The sequence below is a fragment of the Rhodococcus sp. PAMC28707 genome, from assembly GCF_004795915.1.
GTDB lineage: Bacteria > Actinomycetota > Actinomycetes > Mycobacteriales > Mycobacteriaceae > Rhodococcoides.
In genome coordinates, this window is sequence record NZ_CP039253.1 from 4,392,402 (window position 1) to 4,408,324 (window position 15,923).

The following is a 15,923-nucleotide window of genomic DNA, read 5'->3' on the forward strand; positions in this document are numbered from 1 at the left end:
GGAGTTTTCATGGGGTTTGTGAAGGGTGGGTCGTCAGCGTGGCAAACCCAGCACTCGTTGTGAGATCACATTGAGCTGGATCTCCACGGTGCCGCCGCCGAAGAGGACGGCGGGCAGACCGATGTGGTCGATCACGTGGTCGGCGTTCGGATCCAGGACCGCAGCCTGTGGGCCCAGCAGCCGCAGCAGCTCCCGCGAGCCCTCGCGCTGAGCGAGTGCGTTGTAGACCTTGGCGACGCTGATCTCCGCCCCGGGACTCTGCCCGGAAAGCCGGGCCAACACACCGCGCAGATTGAGCGCAGACAGCGCGAGCTCGCGGCTCGTGCTGTAACCCAGGGCACGTACGGCGTCCTCACGGGAGCAACTGTGCGCGCCCTTCGCCAAGACATCGCGGAAGCGGTTGCTCGAGCCATGGTCCAAGGCTCCGCCCATGCTCAGTCGCTCGTTCGAGAGCGTTGTCACCGCGAGGCGCCACCCTTTGCCCGGTTCGGAGACCAGGCACTCGTCGGGCACGAAGACTTCGTCGAGGAAGACTTCGTTGAACTCGGAGAACCCGGTGGCCTGTCGAAGCGGACGCACATCGACACCGGTGCTGCGCATGTCGACCAGGAAGTACGAAATACCCTTGTGCTTGGGCGCATCCGGATCCGTCCGCGCCAGGCACACGCCCCAGTCGGCCTCGTGAGCCATCGAATTCCATACCTTCTGGCCCGAGAGAATCCAGCCACCGTCGACCTTGCGGGCCGCGGTGGACAGCCCTGCAAGGTCCGAACCCGCGCCGGGTTCGGAAAACAACTGACACCAGACGATCTCGCCACGCAGCGTCGAGTGAACGAACCTCTGCTGCTGCTCAGCGCTGCCGTACTCGAGGATCGTGGGCAAGACCCACTCACCGATCACGGTTGTCGGCTGCTTCAGCCCGCGCACTGCGAATTCCTGCGCGATGACGGCCTGCTGTTCCGGGCCTGCGCCGAGACCGAACGGCTTCGGGTAGTGAGGCGCCACCAGGCCCGCGTCGGCGAGTAGAGCGCGCCGACTGCCACCACGCTCCGGCGCCCAGCCCTCGCTGCGCACAGCGTCGTCGGGCAGCGCGTCGAGTTGGTCGAGCACGGCGGCTACCTCTGCCCGGAGCGCAGGCAAGGTGTCCGCTCCGATGAAGGAGAAGTCCCGGGTCGTGGTGATCGCGAGTTCGCCGAGTCGCTCGGCCCACATCTGATCGGAACCGGCGAGGGTGGCAAGACTGATCGCGCGTCGCCAATACAGGTGCACATCGTGCTCCCAGGTGAAGCCGACCCCACCCAGAAGCGTCACACATTCGAGGGAGTTGTCGATGCCTGCCGCCAGCGCGGCGACCACCGCCTGCGCGGATACGAGGGCACGCTGGTCGGCATCATGCTCCTGTGCGCGGGCGGCATCCCAAGCCGCTGCACACGCCACCTCAGCCCGCACCAGCATCATCGCGGACTTGTGCTGGACGGCCTGGAAGGTGCCGATGGCCTGGCCGAACTGCTCACGGGTTTTCACGTAGTCGACGGCTGTCGATAGCGTCCAGGCCGCGATACCACTGGCCTCGGCAGCGAACAGGGTGTTGCGCAGCCATTCTGCATCCGCATCAGTGATGCCGCCCAGCACGTCCGCGTCACCGACTGCGTGTCCGTCGAGCGTGAGTATCCCGATGGCGCGGGTCAGGTCGACTCCGGCCTCGGCGGTGACAGCAGCGGTCTCGCCCGACACCAGCCGGAACCATACCGACGAACCGTCGGAGTCGAGTGCGCGGACCAGCACGATCTCCGCGCCGGGCAGACCCAGAGTGGGCTCGGACACACCGTGTACGAGCCAGCCGGTAGCGGTGCGCTCAGCGGTCAATCCAGAGCCGAAGGCGGTCGCGCCCGTCGCGCCGCCCGCGAACACTTCGAGCAACCCGACTGCAGCTCCCGAATCCCCCGCGAGACCGAGGGCCCGCGTGAGAACAGCGCTCGTGATCACGGTCGGTAGGAACGGCCCCGGATACAGGGCTTTGCCCAGTTGCTCGACGACGACGGCCAACTCGGTGATACCGGCCCCGTCCCCGCCGCTCTCCTCGGGTAAGTGGATGGCATGCAGGCGCTGCTGTACCAGCTGATCCCACGTGTGCGGCCGGTCTCCAGCCGCAAGACCGGTGGTGTTCGCTCGGCCGTGCGCGATGGCATCGGCGCGCGCGCCGAAGGCCGCGACCGAGTCTGCGAGGTGCCGATGTTCCTCTTCGAGTGCTAGTGCCACGATATGCCCCTCAGATCCGCTCGAGAATGAGCGCGGTGGTCGACGCGGAGGCGCAGATGGCCACCATCGCCGTTGATGCGTCGCGGCGCTCGAGCTCGTCGAGTGCCGTCGCGAGCAGCCGGATGCCGGTCGCACCGGCCGGGTGACCTAACGCGATTGCGCCCCCGTTGACGTTCAGCAGGTCCTCGCTCACGCCGTGCACCTGGGCGAAGGACATCGGGACCGAGGCGAAGGCCTCGTTGATCTCGAACAGGTCGATATCTGCGATGGTCATGCCACTGCGCTCGAGCACTTTGCGGCCTGCGTCGATCGGGCCGTCCAGTAAGTACTCCAGATCACCGCCGATAATGCACTGGGCGACGATCCGTGCCCTGGGTTTGACACCGAGGTCGCGAGCTCGCTCGGCGGACATCAGCAGGGCAGCGCTGGCGCCGTCGGAGATCTGCGAGGAACTGCCCGCCGTATGCAAGCCACCATCGAGGACGGGTTGCAGCCGCGCCAGCCCCTCCATGGTGGAGTCGCGCAGACCTTGATCGCGGGTGACGCGGACCGGCTTCTGACCCGGCTCGAGACTCGGGACCGTGACGGGGATGATCTGCGCATCGAATCGGCCCGCGTCCCATGCCGCCTTCGCGAGCTGCTGCGAGCGCAGACCGAACGCGTCGAGATCCTCGCGTGTGAATCCGCGGTTGCGGGCTATGCGGTCCGCGCCCGTGTACTGGTCGGGATACTCGACCGACCAGGATTCGGGCCGCGGCGTGCCCAGGCCCGTGCCGACCTTGGCGGTCAGCGGTGCACGGGTCATCAGCTCTACGCCGCAGGCGACGCCCACATCCGTTGCCCCGGCAGCGATTTGACCAGCCAGTAGCTGCACGGCGCGCTGCGCGGTGCTGCACTGGGCGTCGATCGTGGTCGCGCCGGTGTGCGGGGGTAGTCCGGCGTGCAGCCATGAGGTGCGGGCGATGTTGCCGTACTGCTCACCCAGGGGTGTAACGCAGCCGCCGATGACCTCCTCGACGATCTCCGGATCGATCCCGGTGCGCTCGAGCACCCCGCGCTGAGCCAAGCCGAGTAGCTCGGCAGAGTGGATCGTGGACATCCAACCGTTGCGCTTGCCGAACGGGGTCCTGGCAAGGTCGACGATCACCGGTGTCATGACAGCTCCTCAATTTTGTCCAAGACGTTCCGTCCGGGGTTGCTCCAGGACTTACCGTCCAGGCCGCGGGTGGTCAGGTTCCACTGGTCGATCAGGTCGAGGCTCACGCACACTTGCCCCGTCACGTCGGCGGCGCAGTCGCAGAGCGCGAGAACGCCCTCGACCATCTCCTCGAGGGACTCGATCTGGTCCGGACGGACAGTGGCACCGACCAATGCGGTGGCGCCCTCGCTGAGAACGGCGGCACGCGGCTGGACGGTATTGACCCGTACCCCCGTGCCGTAGAGCTCCGCGCCCATGCCGTGCGTGATCCGGTTCAGAGCGGCTTTGGATGCGCCGTAGACCGCCATCGAAGTGCCAGGGGGCACCAGGTCGAATGGCGGCCCCTCGTGGTGGCGGGCCGTTGCGCTCGAGACGTTGACGATCCAGCCCGCGCCGGCCTCGACCATCGACGGGATCGCAGCTTGCATCAGGTCGAGCGGAGCGTGCACGTTCGCTTCGAACGTGAGTTGGCGGCGCCGCAGCGGGTAGTCCGCGAGCGGCTGGTAAATCGCAGCTGCCGCATTGTTGATCAGAATGTCGATCGGGCCGCCGAGCAACTCGGCCGCCTTGGTGATCACCTGCGAGCGGTCCTCGGGGTCGGTCAGGTCGGCGACGACCATCTCGACTCTGCCGCCGTATCGGCGCAGCCGTTCGGTGGTCTCCTCCAGGCTGCCAGGAAGCTGACCGCCGGGCGAGAGAGTGCGCGCGACGAGAACCACGTCGGCACCCTCGGCAGCAAGCCGCTCCGCAACGCCCGCGCCGATGCCTCGGCTGGCACCGGTGACGACCGCGCGTCGTCCCTCGAATCGCATGCCCACCATTTACTCGAACTTCGAGGCGAAACGGTGAATGCTCTGACCGATGCGGACTACTTCTTCATCGGTGAGACCGTGGCTCATGCCCAAGGTCATGCCGCGGGCGAAGACCTCGTCGGCCACCGGCAACCCCTCGGGGGGCTGACGGAACTCGACGTTGTTCATCATCGGGTGTCGAGTGATGTTGCCGCTCCAGACGGTGCGGGTGTCGATGCCGTCGGCCTCGATGGCCTCCTGCATCTGGCTGCGGGTGAAGGGTGCGTCGGCGTTGATCATCACCGGATAGCAGAGCCACGCGGTGTCCAGGCCTTCGAGCTCGACGGGCGTGGTGAAGAACTTCGGGAACGCGCTGTAGGCCTCGGTGTAGGCGGCCCAGGTTGCCTTGCGGGTCTTGTAGTTGTCGGCAAGCTTGTCCAGCTGCACGACACCGTACGCGGCCCCCAGCTCGGAGGGCTCGAAGTTCCAAGGCATGACGGCGTCGAAAATGAAGTCGTTGTCGTAGTCGACACCGTCGAGCTGCTCACGGAAGACTCGGCCGACATCCTTGCTGCTGCCGAACAGGTTCGGCTCGCTGCGCCGGCCCCAACGACGCAGAAGCAGCGCCTTGTCGCGGCTTGCCTCGTCGTCGACCAGAACCATGCCGCCGGTGCCTGCGCACGTGATGATGTGCGCCATCGAGAAGCTGGTGACGCTGATGTCGGCGCGGGCACCGGTGGGGGTGCCGCGGAGCGTCGGGCCGATGGCATCGCAGCAATCTTCGATGATTTTGAGGCCGTGGCGATCGGCGATCTCGCGGATCGCGTCCCAGTCGGGGCAGTTGCCGGCGAGGTTCGGCAACAGGATGGCACCGGTCTTCTCGGTGATCATCGCCTCGATCTTGCTGACGTCGATGTTGACCGTGTTGGGCTCCACGTCCACGAACACCGGGACCATACCGGCGCGAACGATGGGCGCGATATCAGTGGAGAACGTGAGGGGAGAGGTGATGATCTCGCTGCCCTTGGGCAGGTCCAGCAGTTCGACGGCGACATACAGGCCCGAAGAGCCCGAGTTCACCATCACGCCGAACTTCTTGCCGCTGAGCTCCGCGATGCGGCGCTCCATCTCGGCGACGTTCTTGCCGATACGCAGGCCCTGGTGGCCACTGCGCAGCACGTCGACGACTGCCTGAATCTCTTCCTCGCCGTGGGTCGCGCGGGCGTAGGTGATGCGGTCGGTCATGGAAAACTCCTAAATGGCTGATCGTGAAACAAGAAGGTGTTGAGTGCTAGCGGTCGGCTGAGAGCACGAGAGCGCTGTGGGGTACGGGGGAGCCGCCGGTGACCAGGACGTTGTCCAAAGTCTTGGTGGGCTGGTTCACAGAGGTGCCGCGGATCAGACGCACGCCCTCCGCGATGCCGTTGACGCCGTGTATATAGCCCTCGCCGAGCTGGCCGCCGTTGGTGTTGATCGGTAGGCGGCCACCAAGTTCGAGGTTGCCGTCGGCGATGAAGTCCTTCGCCTCGCCCTTGCCACAGAAGCCATACTCTTCGAGCTGGAGCAGCACCATCGGAGTGAAGGCGTCGTAGAGGATCGCGGCGTCGATCTCGGCGGGGCTGAGGCCGGACTGGCTCCAGAGCTGCTGGGCGACGAGGTCGACTTCCGGCATGGAGTCGATGTCGTCGCGGTAGTAGCTGCTCATCGAGATCTGCTGCGGGCCTACGCCCTGCGCTGCGCCGGTGATGATGGCGGGCTTGTGCGGCAGGTCGCGCGCACGCTCTGCGCTGACGATGACCAGCGCGACGCCACCGTCGGACTCCTGGCAGCAGTCGAGCAGCCGGATCGGATCAGCGATCAGACGCGAGTTCTGATGGTCCTCGATGGTGATGGGCCGCTCGTGGAACCAGGCCTTCGGATTGTTGGCCGCGTGCTTGCGCGAGAGCACCGATATCGCCCCGAAGTCCGCGCTGGTGGCACCGTACTTGTGCATGTACAGCTTGGCCAGGAACGCCTCCTGCTGGGCGGGGGTGAGCAATCCGTAGGGGTTGATCCAGTTGCGGTACTCCTGGTCCGTGTTCTGGTTGTACGCGAAGGCGGGCGGGCCTTGGCCGAATCGGTGTCCCGACCGTTCGTTCATCGCGCGGTAAACGACGACAACGTCGGCCACCCCGGTCGCTACCGCGAGCGCGGCCTGCTGCACGGGCGCACACGCGCCGCCGCCGCCGTGCGGGATGCGGCTGAAGAACTTGAGTTGAGGAATGCCGAGCGCGCGGGCGACGGCGATCTCGGGGTTGTTCTCCATGGTGAAGAGGGAGAATCCGTCGACCTCCTCGATTCCGATCTGTGCGTCCGCAAGTGCGGCGACTACCGACTCGCAGGCCAGCTGCCACTCACTGCGTCCGGAGTTCTTGGAGAACTCTGTCGCGCCGATACCGGCGATGGCGGTGGCGCCTGAGAATCCGCGGGTCATGTGCTCTCTCCTTGTTGTGGGGTCGGCTCCACGGTCACCGTGGCGGTCACATGGGGACCCCGCGCGTTGCTACCGATCACCTTGACGGTCACTGCGTCGCCGTCGACCGTGGTGACCTCGCCGGTGAACGTCATGGTGTCGCCGGGGAAATTCGGCACGCCGAGGCGCAGGGAAGTCTTCTTGATGCGGGAGGCGGGCCCGGACCAGTCGGTGATGTACCGGTCGATGAACCCGTTCGTGGAGTTGATGCTCATGAAGATGTCGGGTGTGCCGCGACCCTGCGCCGCGCCCGGGTCGTGGTGGACATCCTCGTAGTCCTGCGAGGCCATCGCGGCCGCGACGATCAGCGTCCGGTCCAGGGGAAGATCGAGCTTGGGCAGCTGGTAGCCGATCTGGCACTTTGGCATGCTCATGATTGGGCCTCCCCGTCGAGACCAGTTGTGCTGCGGCGGCGCAGCTGCGGCAGGATCTCTCCGTGCGCGTGCTCGGAGAATGCGACCTCGAGTTCCATGCCGAACTCGAGTTCGTCGTGGTCGATGCCGGCGATATCGGCAACCAGCCGTGTGCCCTCTTCGAGATCCACCAACCCGACGGCCAGTGGGTACTCGAACGCCGGGTCCTTCGGGTGGTGCAGCACGGTGAAGCTGTGCAGCGTGCACTTGCGGGTGGACTCGACGGTGTCCCACTCGAAGGAGCGGCAGGACGGGCAGGCCGGGGTCGGCGGGTGGCGCAGCGTCTGGCAGGCGGCGCAGCGCTGGATCTCGAGCCGGCCCTCCTTCGCGGCGTTGAAGAAGAAGTCGTTGTCCTGGGTCACCGTCAGGCGGGGGACCGAGGTGTGCCGGACCGGTTCGGTTGTCTCGCTCATGCGTTGGTCTCCTGACTGGTGGGGTTGAACCGGAGGATGCGGAAGCGCTCCTCGACCAGGGTGTCGCCCGACTGGTTGACGTAGTTCTTGTGCAGCGTGATGAAGCAGCCTTGGCCGAGGCCGGTCTGCTTGAACGGCGAGATGGACTCGATGGTGAAGAGCGCCGTGACGTGGTCGCCGGGGTGCAGCTCCGCGCGGTACTCCTGCTCGACGTCGGTGGCCACCACCGAGGTGAAGCCCGCCTCGTCGAGCATCGCGAGCAGCCGCGAGTAGGCGAAATCCTCGATCGCGCCTTCCGCGCGGAGACGCTGCACCTCGCGGTATCGGCGGTATCCGGCCATAACCCAGGTAGAGATCATCGCGGGTGGACAGATGACATCCCTACGGCCGGTTGCGCGCGCAGCCTCAGGGTCGACGTAGATCGGGTTGAAGTCGTCGTGGGCCTCGGCCCAGTTGCGGATCATGGCGGCATTGACGTCATAGCGAGCCACGCGGGGCGGCTCGGCTTCCACCCCGATGAAGTCGGCGAATTGTTTTTCCAAGTGTTCCACTGATGCCCTCCGCAATTTCATACTTGAGCAAGCGCTTGATTTATAGAGTATCAGCGCCTCGCAGAAATGAAAACCATGGTCCGAGAGAGGGGCCCACGGGGCAGATCAGTCCGTCCAGTCGGTTACGCTGAGGCCACGTCGCAGGCTAGCGAGGGGTGAATTACCTAGCCATCGAGTTCTTGCGGCCGTCGTCGTGATGATGCTGCGGCACCCCTTCGTGCCAGGGCGCATCTCGCTGGCACTAACCACCAAGAATTCATGACGCCGGGGTATCGGCGTGATTGTGTCCGACAACAGACAAGAAGTGATGACTTGACAACAACGACCCCGGACCGCAGGGCGCAGATCCTTGATAGCTCGGCGGAGTTGTTTGCCAGGAAGGGCGTCGCGGGGACCACCGTGCGCGACATCGGTGAGGCGGCTGGAGTCTTCTCCGGAAGCCTGTACCACTACTTCAAGTCGAAGAACGCGATCGTGGCCGAATTACTCGCTGATTTGATGGGCGATATTGCGGCAAGGTTCGAGCTGATCGAGGCGACGGCATCGAGTCCCGTCGAGATCATTCGCGGGCTGATCCGTGAGACGCTCACGGTGATCGAGCTGCATCCGTACGCGACCGCGATTTACCAGAACGATCGCAACTACCTTCGTGCACACGAACTACTGGAACCGGTCGACCGTGCGTCACGCGGGATCCGCGAGCACTGGCTCGAGGCGATCAGGCGGGGCGCGGAAGAGGGTGCGTTCCGGGTCGATATCGCGCCGGAAATCTTCTACCGGACCGTGCGAGACACTCTCTGGTCGACCACGCATTGGCCGGACCGAAAGCAATACACGCTGGCAGAGTTCTCCGAGCTGATGACGACGCTATTTTTCAGCGGCTTCTGCCTCGTACTAGACGAGTAGCTCGGACGAGACGCCGAGCGCGGCGGGAGGCTCCGTGTCTCGTCCAGCGAGATCGGCACGATGGCGCGCGCTTCGCCGTGGTTACAGTCGCCGTTGATGCAAGCGCCCCTGCTTTCATCATTGATAGGAGGCCTGATGGGCACCCCCGTAATTGTCGATGCTGCCCGATCGCCCAGTGGAAAACGCGGCGGTTGGCTGTCCAGCTTGCACGCGGCACAACTGCTCGGTCAGGTTCAACGTGCGGCGCTGGAACGCGTCGGTGTCGAATCCGAACTGGTGGAGCAGGCTATCGGTGGCTGCGTCACCCAAGCTGGTGAGCAGGCCTCCAATGTGACCCGCACGGCCTGGCTCAATGCCGGGCTTTCCGAGCAGACCGGCGCAACCACCATTGATTCCCAATGCGGCTCGGGCCAACAGGCCGCGCACCTGATCGCCGGTCAAATCGCGCTGGGCGCGATAGACGTGGGTATGGCGTGCGGGGTCGAGATGATGTCGCGGGTGCCGCTGCTGTCGAACATCCCCGAGGGTCTCGGCGGGCCGAAGCCAGCCGACTGGACGCTGGACCTTCCGAATCAGTTCGTCGGTGCCGACAGGATCGCGCGCCGGCGCTCTTTCACCCGTGAGGATCTGGACTTGTTCGGGCTGCGTTCGCAGCAGCGCGCGGCTGCGGCGTGGAGCGAGAACCGCTTTCATCGTCAGATCATTCCGATTACCGTGCCCGGGCCCGACGGCTCCGCTGTCATCGATCGCGACCAGGGTTTGCGAGAAACCTCCATGGACGCACTGTCCACGTTGCGTCCAGTGATCGACGGTGGGTTGCACACCGCAGGCACCGCCTCGCAGATCTCGGATGGTGCAACCGCAGCGATCCTGATGGACGAGTCCCGCGCCCGGCACCTCGGACTGCGTCCGCGCGCCCGCATGGTGAGCCAATGCCTGATCGGTGCCGAGCCCGAGTTCCTACTCGACGGGCCTGTGCAAGCTGCCCAGCGGGTGCTCGATCGGGCCCGGATGAGCATGTCCGACATGGATCTGGTCGAGGTCAACGAAGCCTTCGCCTCGGTTCCCATGTCGATGGCGCAGATGCACGCGGTGGACCCGGACAAGCTCAATGTCAACGGCGGCGCAATCGCGCTGGGCCATCCGGTGGGCTCGACTGGCATCAGGTTGATCGCGGCGATCATCGACGAACTCGAGCTTCGCGACCAGCAATTCGGGTTGATCGCAGTCTGTGCGGGTGGAGCCATGGCCAGCGCCGCGATTATCGAGCGGCTATGACGGGCGGCGCGCAGGCGAGCGGGCTCGCGGGCAAGGTGGCGGTGATTTCGGGTGCAGGCCGCAGTAGATCCATCGGCCGCTCCATCGCGATGGAGCTCGCGCGCGAGGGTTGCGATCTGGTGCTCACGGGCACGGGGCGCACTCCCGACCGGTACACGGAAGAGGAACGTGCCAGCGGATGGCGGGACATCGAGTCGGTGGCGGAGGAGGCGCGGGGCCTCGGGGTCCGCGCCCTCACCGCGATACTGGACGTCTCCGACGAGGCCGCAGTCGACGGGTTGGTGAACAAGGTCGTCGCGGAGTTCGGCGGAGCCGACGTCCTCGTGAACAACGCCGCGGCTGCTCGCGCTGGGGACCGCGTCCCTGTCACGGACCTGGCGGCTGACGTCTGGGATTTCGTGATGCGGGTGAACGTGCGCGGGACCTTCCTGATGAGCAGGGCATTCGCTCGCCAATTCGTTGCGCAGGGGCGTGGCGGCACGATCGTCAACATCTCCTCCATTGCAGGGAAGATCAGCGGTGCCAACGCGGCGGCGTACTCGGCCTCGAAGGCTGCGGTGCAGTCACTGACCTCGTCGATGGCCAAGGAATTGGGAGGTGACCAGATTCGGGTCAACGCGCTGTGCCCGGGGATCGTGTCTACTTCACGGCTGGACGATCTGACGGCCCACCAGTGGGACGTGTTGATCGCGGAGCGAGTGCCGCTGGGCCGAGCCGGCACCCCGCAGGAAATTGCGTTTGCTGTGGCATTCCTGGCCAGCGACAAAGGACGGTGGATTACCGGGCAGTCGTGGAACATCGACGGCGGCCAGATGACTATTCGCTGACCGTGCCGCGTGGATAGCAGCGCTGCGCTCATATGCGTGCAAAACGGCTGACCACTGGTGATGAGCTGCGGACCCCGGCAGGTCTGGCTTCTCGAAGGCCGTGACGGCCCGGTCTCGACTGATCACTCTTGGTCTCGTCCGGCAGGTCTGACGACTGGTGGCCTGGAGTGTTGATTTCCTTGCGGTCCAGTGACCGCAGGCGACGTCGTTGCCGAATCCCTGTGGCGTTCATCGACGCGAAAATGCCTTTTGTGACTGGTTTCACTTTGTGCGTGTTTTTTTCGTCCGACTGCTGTTAGGTTGAATCAAGCGCTTGCTCAACACGCGCTCGGTTCCGAGTAGTACTGGTTCGTCGGACTCGGCTTTCGGTGTCGGTGGAGTAGCTATCACCTAGGCCACGCTGCGGGTGCTCACCTCCGCGCACAGCACATCCCGGAGCTTTCCGGTTCATCGTTCCCGGGTTTTGCATCGCCGCAGAGCGGTCCCACAGATAGGAAATTACCATCGAGAAAGTAAGGAAGCCTTCTATGTATCGCAACAAGGAATTGCTGTGGAAGTCGATCGCGGTGCCCTTCGCGGCCACGCTGTTGCTTGTCGGCTGCGCCAGCGGGGCCGACACCGGTAGCGGGGCTGCCACCGAAGGATTGAGTGAGGGCATGAGAGGGGCCACTGACAGCGGTGATCCCGTCTCCGGCGGCACCCTTTCTTTCGGGGCGTATTCCGAGCCGGCGGCGCTGGACCCAGCGGTGGCAATCGCGGCGGTCACCACCGGTGGCGTAGAGATGCTGAACATCTACGATTCACTGCTGCGATTCGACACCGAGTCCAACGAATTCGTTCCGCAGATGGCGCAGAGCCTCGACCACGACGACGACTTTCGAACCTGGACCCTGACGTTGCGGGACGGCGTGAAGTTCTCCAACAACATGCCAGTGGATGCGGCGGCGGTGAAAGCGAGCCAGGAACGCTATGCGGCAAAGCCTGCTCCGGAGGCGGCGCTATGGAACGACAGCGTGGAGAGCATCGAAACATCGGGCGATCGGACCGTCACCTACACACTCAATAAGTCCTGGTCCGACTTTCCCGGGTTGCTCACAACCGGACCGGGCATGATCGTCTCCACCGAGTCGGACGGTCCGGACGGAAAGTTCACGCCGATCGGGGCAGGACCCTTCACCCTTGCTGCTTGGGCTCAGGCCGACAGCATGACGTTGTCGGCACGAGACGACTACTGGGCAGGGGAGCCGAATCTGGATGCGCTACGCATCGTGTATCTCCCCGGGACGCAGGTCGGACTGGAAACCATGTACAACGGCGGCATCGACTCGACGTTTGTCCGCGAACCCGACGAGGTCAACGAGGTCGTGGAGCGCGGGATGAGCGGCTATGTGAACATGACCGCCGCGGGCAACGCCGCGCTCATCAATGCCTCGGAGGGCCGTCCCGGCGCCGACCCACGCGTGCGTCAGGCGATGCAGCTTGCCGTTGATCCGCAGATCATCACCCAGCGCGCATTCGACGATCCCGACCTGGGAAACGGCACGATTTTCCCGGAGTATTCGCGCTGGCACACGCAGACCCAGGCCACACCCGTCGCCCCTGAAAAAGCCAAGCAATTGCTTGCGGAGGCGATGTCGGACGGCTACAACGGCAAACTCGAAGTGATCGACGCATCAGACCCGGCCTCGCAGCAGACTGCGCTCGCCGTCGAAGCGCAACTGGAAGCGGTTGGCTTCGATGTCCAGGTCAACTTGATGCCGACAATCGGTGACCAGGTCCGCACCATCGCCAAGGAACGGAACTACGATCTCGCGGCGTGGGGTCTGTCGTACCGCGAATCCGACCCATTTCCAAAGATGCAGGCAACGATGCACAGCGAAGGCAAGCAAACCTATGGGATGTACACCAGCCCAGAAATGGACTCGCTGATCGACAATCTGCAGTTGGCCTCCGACAAGGACGAGAAGGTCGGTCTGGTCGACAAGATCCAGCAGCAGGTCAACAAGGACGTGCCCTTCTTGGTCTACAGTTCCTTCGCTGAGTTCGTCGTGTGGAACCCCACCGTGCATGGCGTAGTGGGCTCCTCCAATTCAATGGCGCTCTTCGGGACGGCCTGGAAGTCGTAGTAGCCCCGCGGAGATGGTGGTCGGCCCTGGTCATCGGGTTATGCAAATAGCCCGATGACTAGGGCCGCCGCGGGCGCTTGCCAGAAGAAGAATTCTTCCTGCTTCCTCGTGCGCCCTTGGCCGGCTGGCTCGCCTTCGCTGCCAGTTGCTGCTTCTTCTTCGCCGCGCTGTTGTTGCGGTTCGCTGCACTGGTGGGTGGTGTAGGAGTTCCCCGGGAGCTTCGGACCGAGCGTCCGCGGACGATTCCGACGAAGTCCTCGACCTCTTCGGTCGTCTTGTCGATGAGCCATGCAATGGCGATGGGGGAGCCCGCTACGCCGTCGATCGGGCGATATACGAGGTCTTTGCGGCTGTGCAATCGGGCGATCGACTGCGGGAGAACGGCGATACCCAGCCCAGCGGCAACGTACTCGACCAGTTCGGCGTGTGAATTCACCTGCGGCGGTGCCAGGCGCGTGCCGTCGGCGATTTCGGTGGCGATCGACGCCCACTCGGGAACCTCGGACGGTTCCTGCAGCAGGTGCTCGTCGGCGAGGTCTGTCACGGCGATGCGATCGAAGGCGGCGACTGGGTGATCCTTGGGAACGACCACCACAGCAACTTCCTCATAGAGGCCGATGACGCTGAGATCGTTCCGGTCGACCGGGAGTCGAACGAAACCGACATCGACCACGCCCGATCGAAGCGAGGACTCCTGAGTGTCGGCTGTGGTGGGGACCAGCTCCAACCCGATGTCGGGGAATCGCTCGGACCAGATTCGGGTCCACTTTGCAGGCGTCACGCCTTCGGTGAAACCGACAGTGAGCGTGGCAGACTGCTCGTTCGACGCATCGGCACGCAGCAATTCATCTTCCTCGGCGACCATCACGCGGGCGGTCTGGAGGAAGTCGGTACCGCGATCGGTGAGCTCTGTCGGCGACGCGCCGGGGACGAACAACGAGTAGCCGAGTTCGGTCTCGAGTTCGATGACCGCGGCACTCAACCGTGTCCGGGCAATGTTCAAGGTTTTGGCAGCGCGAGCGAAATGCAATTCTTCCGCGACGGCGATGTACCAGCGGAGGGACTGCACGTCGAAATTCACATCTCAACAGTAGGCGACTCGGACCGTTGTCCTGGACAGTGGCGTCCGGTCCAGCTGTGGGCAGATAGGCTGTCGGGGTGAGCCCGGAGAATAAACCACAGCAGATGAAGCCCCTTACCGCGGCAAACAAGCTCGGCATCTATCTTCCCGCAGCGCCGGAGGAGTTTCAGGCCGCGTCCATTTCCCGCGCCGAACTGGACGTATTGCGTAAAGAACCGCCGCAGTGGCTTGTCGACCTCCAAGAGAACGGCCCCTTCCCGAAGGACGTCATTGCGCGCAAGCTCGGAGTGTCCATCGCAGGTCTTGCACGAGCCGAGATCACCGACGCCCTGACCGAAGCCGAGATCGACAAGCTTCTTCAAGAGCAGCCCCAGTGGCTGGTTCGAGAGCGTCGTACGCAGGACGAGGTCCGCGCGGAGGCAGTGCGGGTCAAGGCGAAGGACGAGGCTCGACGAGCCGCTACCAACCGGCCACAGAAGCAGCGGTAGTACAGGCGCTCACTGCGCCAGGACGCCGCCGAGGTAGACCCATCGGTCGTTCTCCCGAACAAATCGAGAAAATTCTCTGAGCACCCCGTTGCCCTCGGGATGGCGATAGAACGCACTGAACTCGACCTCGCCTGTCTGGTCCAACAGCCCTCCTTCGGAGGTTCGGTGGATGTCCAATCGGTACCAGCGTTGCTGCGGGTCGAGCGTCAACTCGGCCGGGGCGCTCGAACTGTGCCAGGTGTTCAGCAGGTATTCGGCGTCGCCGACGCTGAAGGCGCTGTAACGCGATCGCATCAAGTGCTCGGCCGTCGGTGCGGTCGCCGTTCCGATCAGGAACGGTTCGCAGCAGCGGTCGAAGGGCTCACCGCGCAGACATGGGCAACTGCGACTCATATTCCGGAAGCCTCGATGTGGGTCGTCATTTCGCAATTTTCGTTGTGATCGATGGTAATCGCTGCGGTCATCGGTCCATTGAACCTTCTCGATCCGTCGCGGTTCGCATGGATGGACCGAATACGGGTATGAGCACGTCATGGTTTCTGCACAGATCGTCGACCAAGGACATCGCATCGTTGCTCGTCGGATCGAGGTACGAGCGCCCGCCGCCGATCTCTTCGCTATCGTGGCGGACCCACGTCGGCACGGTGAACTCGACGGCTCGGGCACGGTGAAGGACACGGTCAAGGGACCGGACCGATTGACGCAGGGCGCCAAGTTCTCGGTTGGAATGAAGCAGTACGGCGTTCCGTACCGCATCACCAGCACGGTGACCGACTTCATCGACGCCGGCGCCAGCAAGGCAATCGAATGGCGGCATCCCCTGGGGCATACGTGGCGGTGGGAGTTCGAGGAGAAGACACCTGGTACGACCACGGTCACTGAATCGTTCCGCTACGCAGCCGCCAAGGCGCCGAAAATGCTGGAGATATTCGGGATGCCGCAGAAGAACGCGGATGGCATCAGCGCGACTCTGGACAATCTGGCACGTCGGTATTCTTGACCTGCTCGTCGGGGATGTATCTGCGAGAGGGCTCGACCCCTCAGCAGGTTCGGTTACAGGTCGGGATTGTCGGCCCCGTT

Annotated in this window: 16 protein-coding genes; 6 read left to right on the forward strand and 10 right to left on the reverse strand. The window is 64.3% G+C overall.

The window, feature by feature from the left end:
- Positions 1-33 precede the first annotated feature (33 nt).
- The 8 genes from E5720_RS19985 to E5720_RS20020 are packed head-to-tail and all read right to left on the reverse strand — an operon-like array spanning position 34 to position 8,137.
- Entirely contained in the window at positions 34-2,259 is a 2,226-nt protein-coding gene (locus E5720_RS19985; RefSeq protein WP_136172072.1) for an acyl-CoA dehydrogenase, read from the reverse strand.
- 10 nt (positions 2,260-2,269) lie between these two features.
- Positions 2,270-3,415, reverse strand: a complete 1,146-nt coding sequence (locus tag E5720_RS19990) for a steroid 3-ketoacyl-CoA thiolase (RefSeq protein WP_136172073.1) — start codon at positions 3,413-3,415, stop codon at positions 2,270-2,272.
- Positions 3,412-4,275 carry an SDR family NAD(P)-dependent oxidoreductase gene (locus tag E5720_RS19995; protein WP_210730081.1) on the reverse strand — a complete coding sequence of 288 codons (864 nt, stop codon included), beginning with the start codon at positions 4,273-4,275 and terminating at the stop codon, positions 3,412-3,414. The genes E5720_RS19990 and E5720_RS19995 overlap by 4 nt, the downstream gene beginning before the upstream one ends.
- Before the next feature lie 3 nt (positions 4,276-4,278).
- The gene (locus E5720_RS20000; RefSeq protein WP_136172075.1) at positions 4,279-5,493 is read right to left on the reverse strand and encodes an aminotransferase class I/II-fold pyridoxal phosphate-dependent enzyme; all 1,215 of its coding nucleotides are present in this window, start codon (positions 5,491-5,493) and stop codon (positions 4,279-4,281) included.
- Between the two features lie 46 nt (positions 5,494-5,539).
- Positions 5,540-6,721: a lipid-transfer protein gene (locus E5720_RS20005; RefSeq protein WP_136172076.1), complete on the reverse strand. Its 1,182-nt coding sequence runs from the start codon at positions 6,719-6,721 to the stop codon at positions 5,540-5,542.
- On the reverse strand, positions 6,718-7,134 hold the full coding sequence (locus E5720_RS20010; RefSeq protein ID WP_136172077.1) for a MaoC/PaaZ C-terminal domain-containing protein: 417 nt from the start codon (positions 7,132-7,134) through the stop codon (positions 6,718-6,720). Before E5720_RS20010 ends, E5720_RS20005 begins: the two co-directional genes overlap by 4 nt.
- Positions 7,131-7,586, reverse strand: coding sequence for a Zn-ribbon domain-containing OB-fold protein (locus E5720_RS20015; RefSeq protein WP_136172078.1), 456 nt, complete (start codon positions 7,584-7,586; stop codon positions 7,131-7,133). Before E5720_RS20015 ends, E5720_RS20010 begins: the two co-directional genes overlap by 4 nt.
- Positions 7,583-8,137 (reverse strand): MaoC family dehydratase N-terminal domain-containing protein, encoded by a 555-nt coding sequence (locus tag E5720_RS20020; protein ID WP_136172079.1) that lies wholly within the window; start codon positions 8,135-8,137, stop codon positions 7,583-7,585. The genes E5720_RS20015 and E5720_RS20020 overlap by 4 nt, the downstream gene beginning before the upstream one ends.
- A 312-nt stretch (positions 8,138-8,449) precedes the next feature.
- Here E5720_RS20020 and E5720_RS20025 point away from each other — a divergent pair, with 312 nt between their 5' ends.
- The 4 genes from E5720_RS20025 (at position 8,450) to E5720_RS20040 (ending at position 13,274) form a co-directional block, all read left to right on the forward strand.
- Positions 8,450-9,043 carry a TetR/AcrR family transcriptional regulator gene (locus E5720_RS20025; RefSeq protein WP_247596067.1) on the forward strand — a complete coding sequence of 198 codons (594 nt, stop codon included), beginning with the start codon at positions 8,450-8,452 and terminating at the stop codon, positions 9,041-9,043.
- Between the two features lie 135 nt (positions 9,044-9,178).
- The gene (locus tag E5720_RS20030) at positions 9,179-10,321 is read left to right on the forward strand and encodes a steroid 3-ketoacyl-CoA thiolase (RefSeq protein ID WP_136172081.1); all 1,143 of its coding nucleotides are present in this window, start codon (positions 9,179-9,181) and stop codon (positions 10,319-10,321) included.
- Positions 10,318-11,148: an SDR family oxidoreductase gene (locus tag E5720_RS20035; RefSeq protein ID WP_136172082.1), complete on the forward strand. Its 831-nt coding sequence runs from the start codon at positions 10,318-10,320 to the stop codon at positions 11,146-11,148. The genes E5720_RS20030 and E5720_RS20035 overlap by 4 nt, the downstream gene beginning before the upstream one ends.
- Before the next feature lie 527 nt (positions 11,149-11,675).
- On the forward strand, positions 11,676-13,274 hold the full coding sequence (locus E5720_RS20040; protein WP_136172083.1) for an ABC transporter substrate-binding protein: 1,599 nt from the start codon (positions 11,676-11,678) through the stop codon (positions 13,272-13,274).
- Between the two features lie 58 nt (positions 13,275-13,332).
- Here E5720_RS20040 and E5720_RS20045 read toward each other — a convergent pair whose 3' ends face one another.
- On the reverse strand, positions 13,333-14,355 hold the full coding sequence (locus E5720_RS20045; protein ID WP_136172084.1) for a LysR family transcriptional regulator: 1,023 nt from the start codon (positions 14,353-14,355) through the stop codon (positions 13,333-13,335).
- A gap of 77 nt (positions 14,356-14,432) precedes the next feature.
- Here E5720_RS20045 and E5720_RS20050 point away from each other — a divergent pair, with 77 nt between their 5' ends.
- Positions 14,433-14,843 (forward strand): DUF5997 family protein, encoded by a 411-nt coding sequence (locus tag E5720_RS20050; RefSeq protein ID WP_136172085.1) that lies wholly within the window; start codon positions 14,433-14,435, stop codon positions 14,841-14,843.
- Between the two features lie 9 nt (positions 14,844-14,852).
- Here the strand turns inward: E5720_RS20050 and E5720_RS20055 are convergent, their stop codons facing one another.
- Positions 14,853-15,236: a YchJ family metal-binding protein gene (locus E5720_RS20055; RefSeq protein ID WP_136172086.1), complete on the reverse strand. Its 384-nt coding sequence runs from the start codon at positions 15,234-15,236 to the stop codon at positions 14,853-14,855.
- Positions 15,237-15,375: 139 nt separating this feature from the next.
- Here E5720_RS20055 and E5720_RS20060 point away from each other — a divergent pair, with 139 nt between their 5' ends.
- Positions 15,376-15,843, forward strand: coding sequence for an SRPBCC family protein (locus tag E5720_RS20060; protein WP_136172087.1), 468 nt, complete (start codon positions 15,376-15,378; stop codon positions 15,841-15,843).
- Positions 15,844-15,923 lie beyond the last annotated feature (80 nt).

Excerpts from the sequence above, each read along its gene's own strand:
- E5720_RS20005 (WP_136172076.1), bottom strand. The coding sequence starts at position 6,721 with ATGACCCGCGGATTCTCAGGCGCCACCGCCATCGCCGGTATCGGCGCG.
- E5720_RS20060 (WP_136172087.1), top strand. The coding sequence starts at position 15,376 with ATGGTTTCTGCACAGATCGTCGACCAAGGACATCGCATCGTTGCTCGT.
- E5720_RS20000 (WP_136172075.1), bottom strand. The coding sequence starts at position 5,493 with ATGACCGACCGCATCACCTACGCCCGCGCGACCCACGGCGAGGAAGAG.
- E5720_RS20035 (WP_136172082.1), top strand. The coding sequence starts at position 10,318 with ATGACGGGCGGCGCGCAGGCGAGCGGGCTCGCGGGCAAGGTGGCGGTG.
- E5720_RS20040 (WP_136172083.1), top strand. The coding sequence starts at position 11,676 with ATGTATCGCAACAAGGAATTGCTGTGGAAGTCGATCGCGGTGCCCTTC.
- E5720_RS20015 (WP_136172078.1), bottom strand. The coding sequence starts at position 7,586 with ATGAGCGAGACAACCGAACCGGTCCGGCACACCTCGGTCCCCCGCCTG.
- E5720_RS19990 (WP_136172073.1), bottom strand. The coding sequence starts at position 3,415 with ATGACACCGGTGATCGTCGACCTTGCCAGGACCCCGTTCGGCAAGCGC.
- E5720_RS20030 (WP_136172081.1), top strand. The coding sequence starts at position 9,179 with ATGGGCACCCCCGTAATTGTCGATGCTGCCCGATCGCCCAGTGGAAAA.
- E5720_RS20055 (WP_136172086.1), bottom strand. The coding sequence starts at position 15,236 with ATGAGTCGCAGTTGCCCATGTCTGCGCGGTGAGCCCTTCGACCGCTGC.
- E5720_RS20010 (WP_136172077.1), bottom strand. The coding sequence starts at position 7,134 with ATGAGCATGCCAAAGTGCCAGATCGGCTACCAGCTGCCCAAGCTCGAT.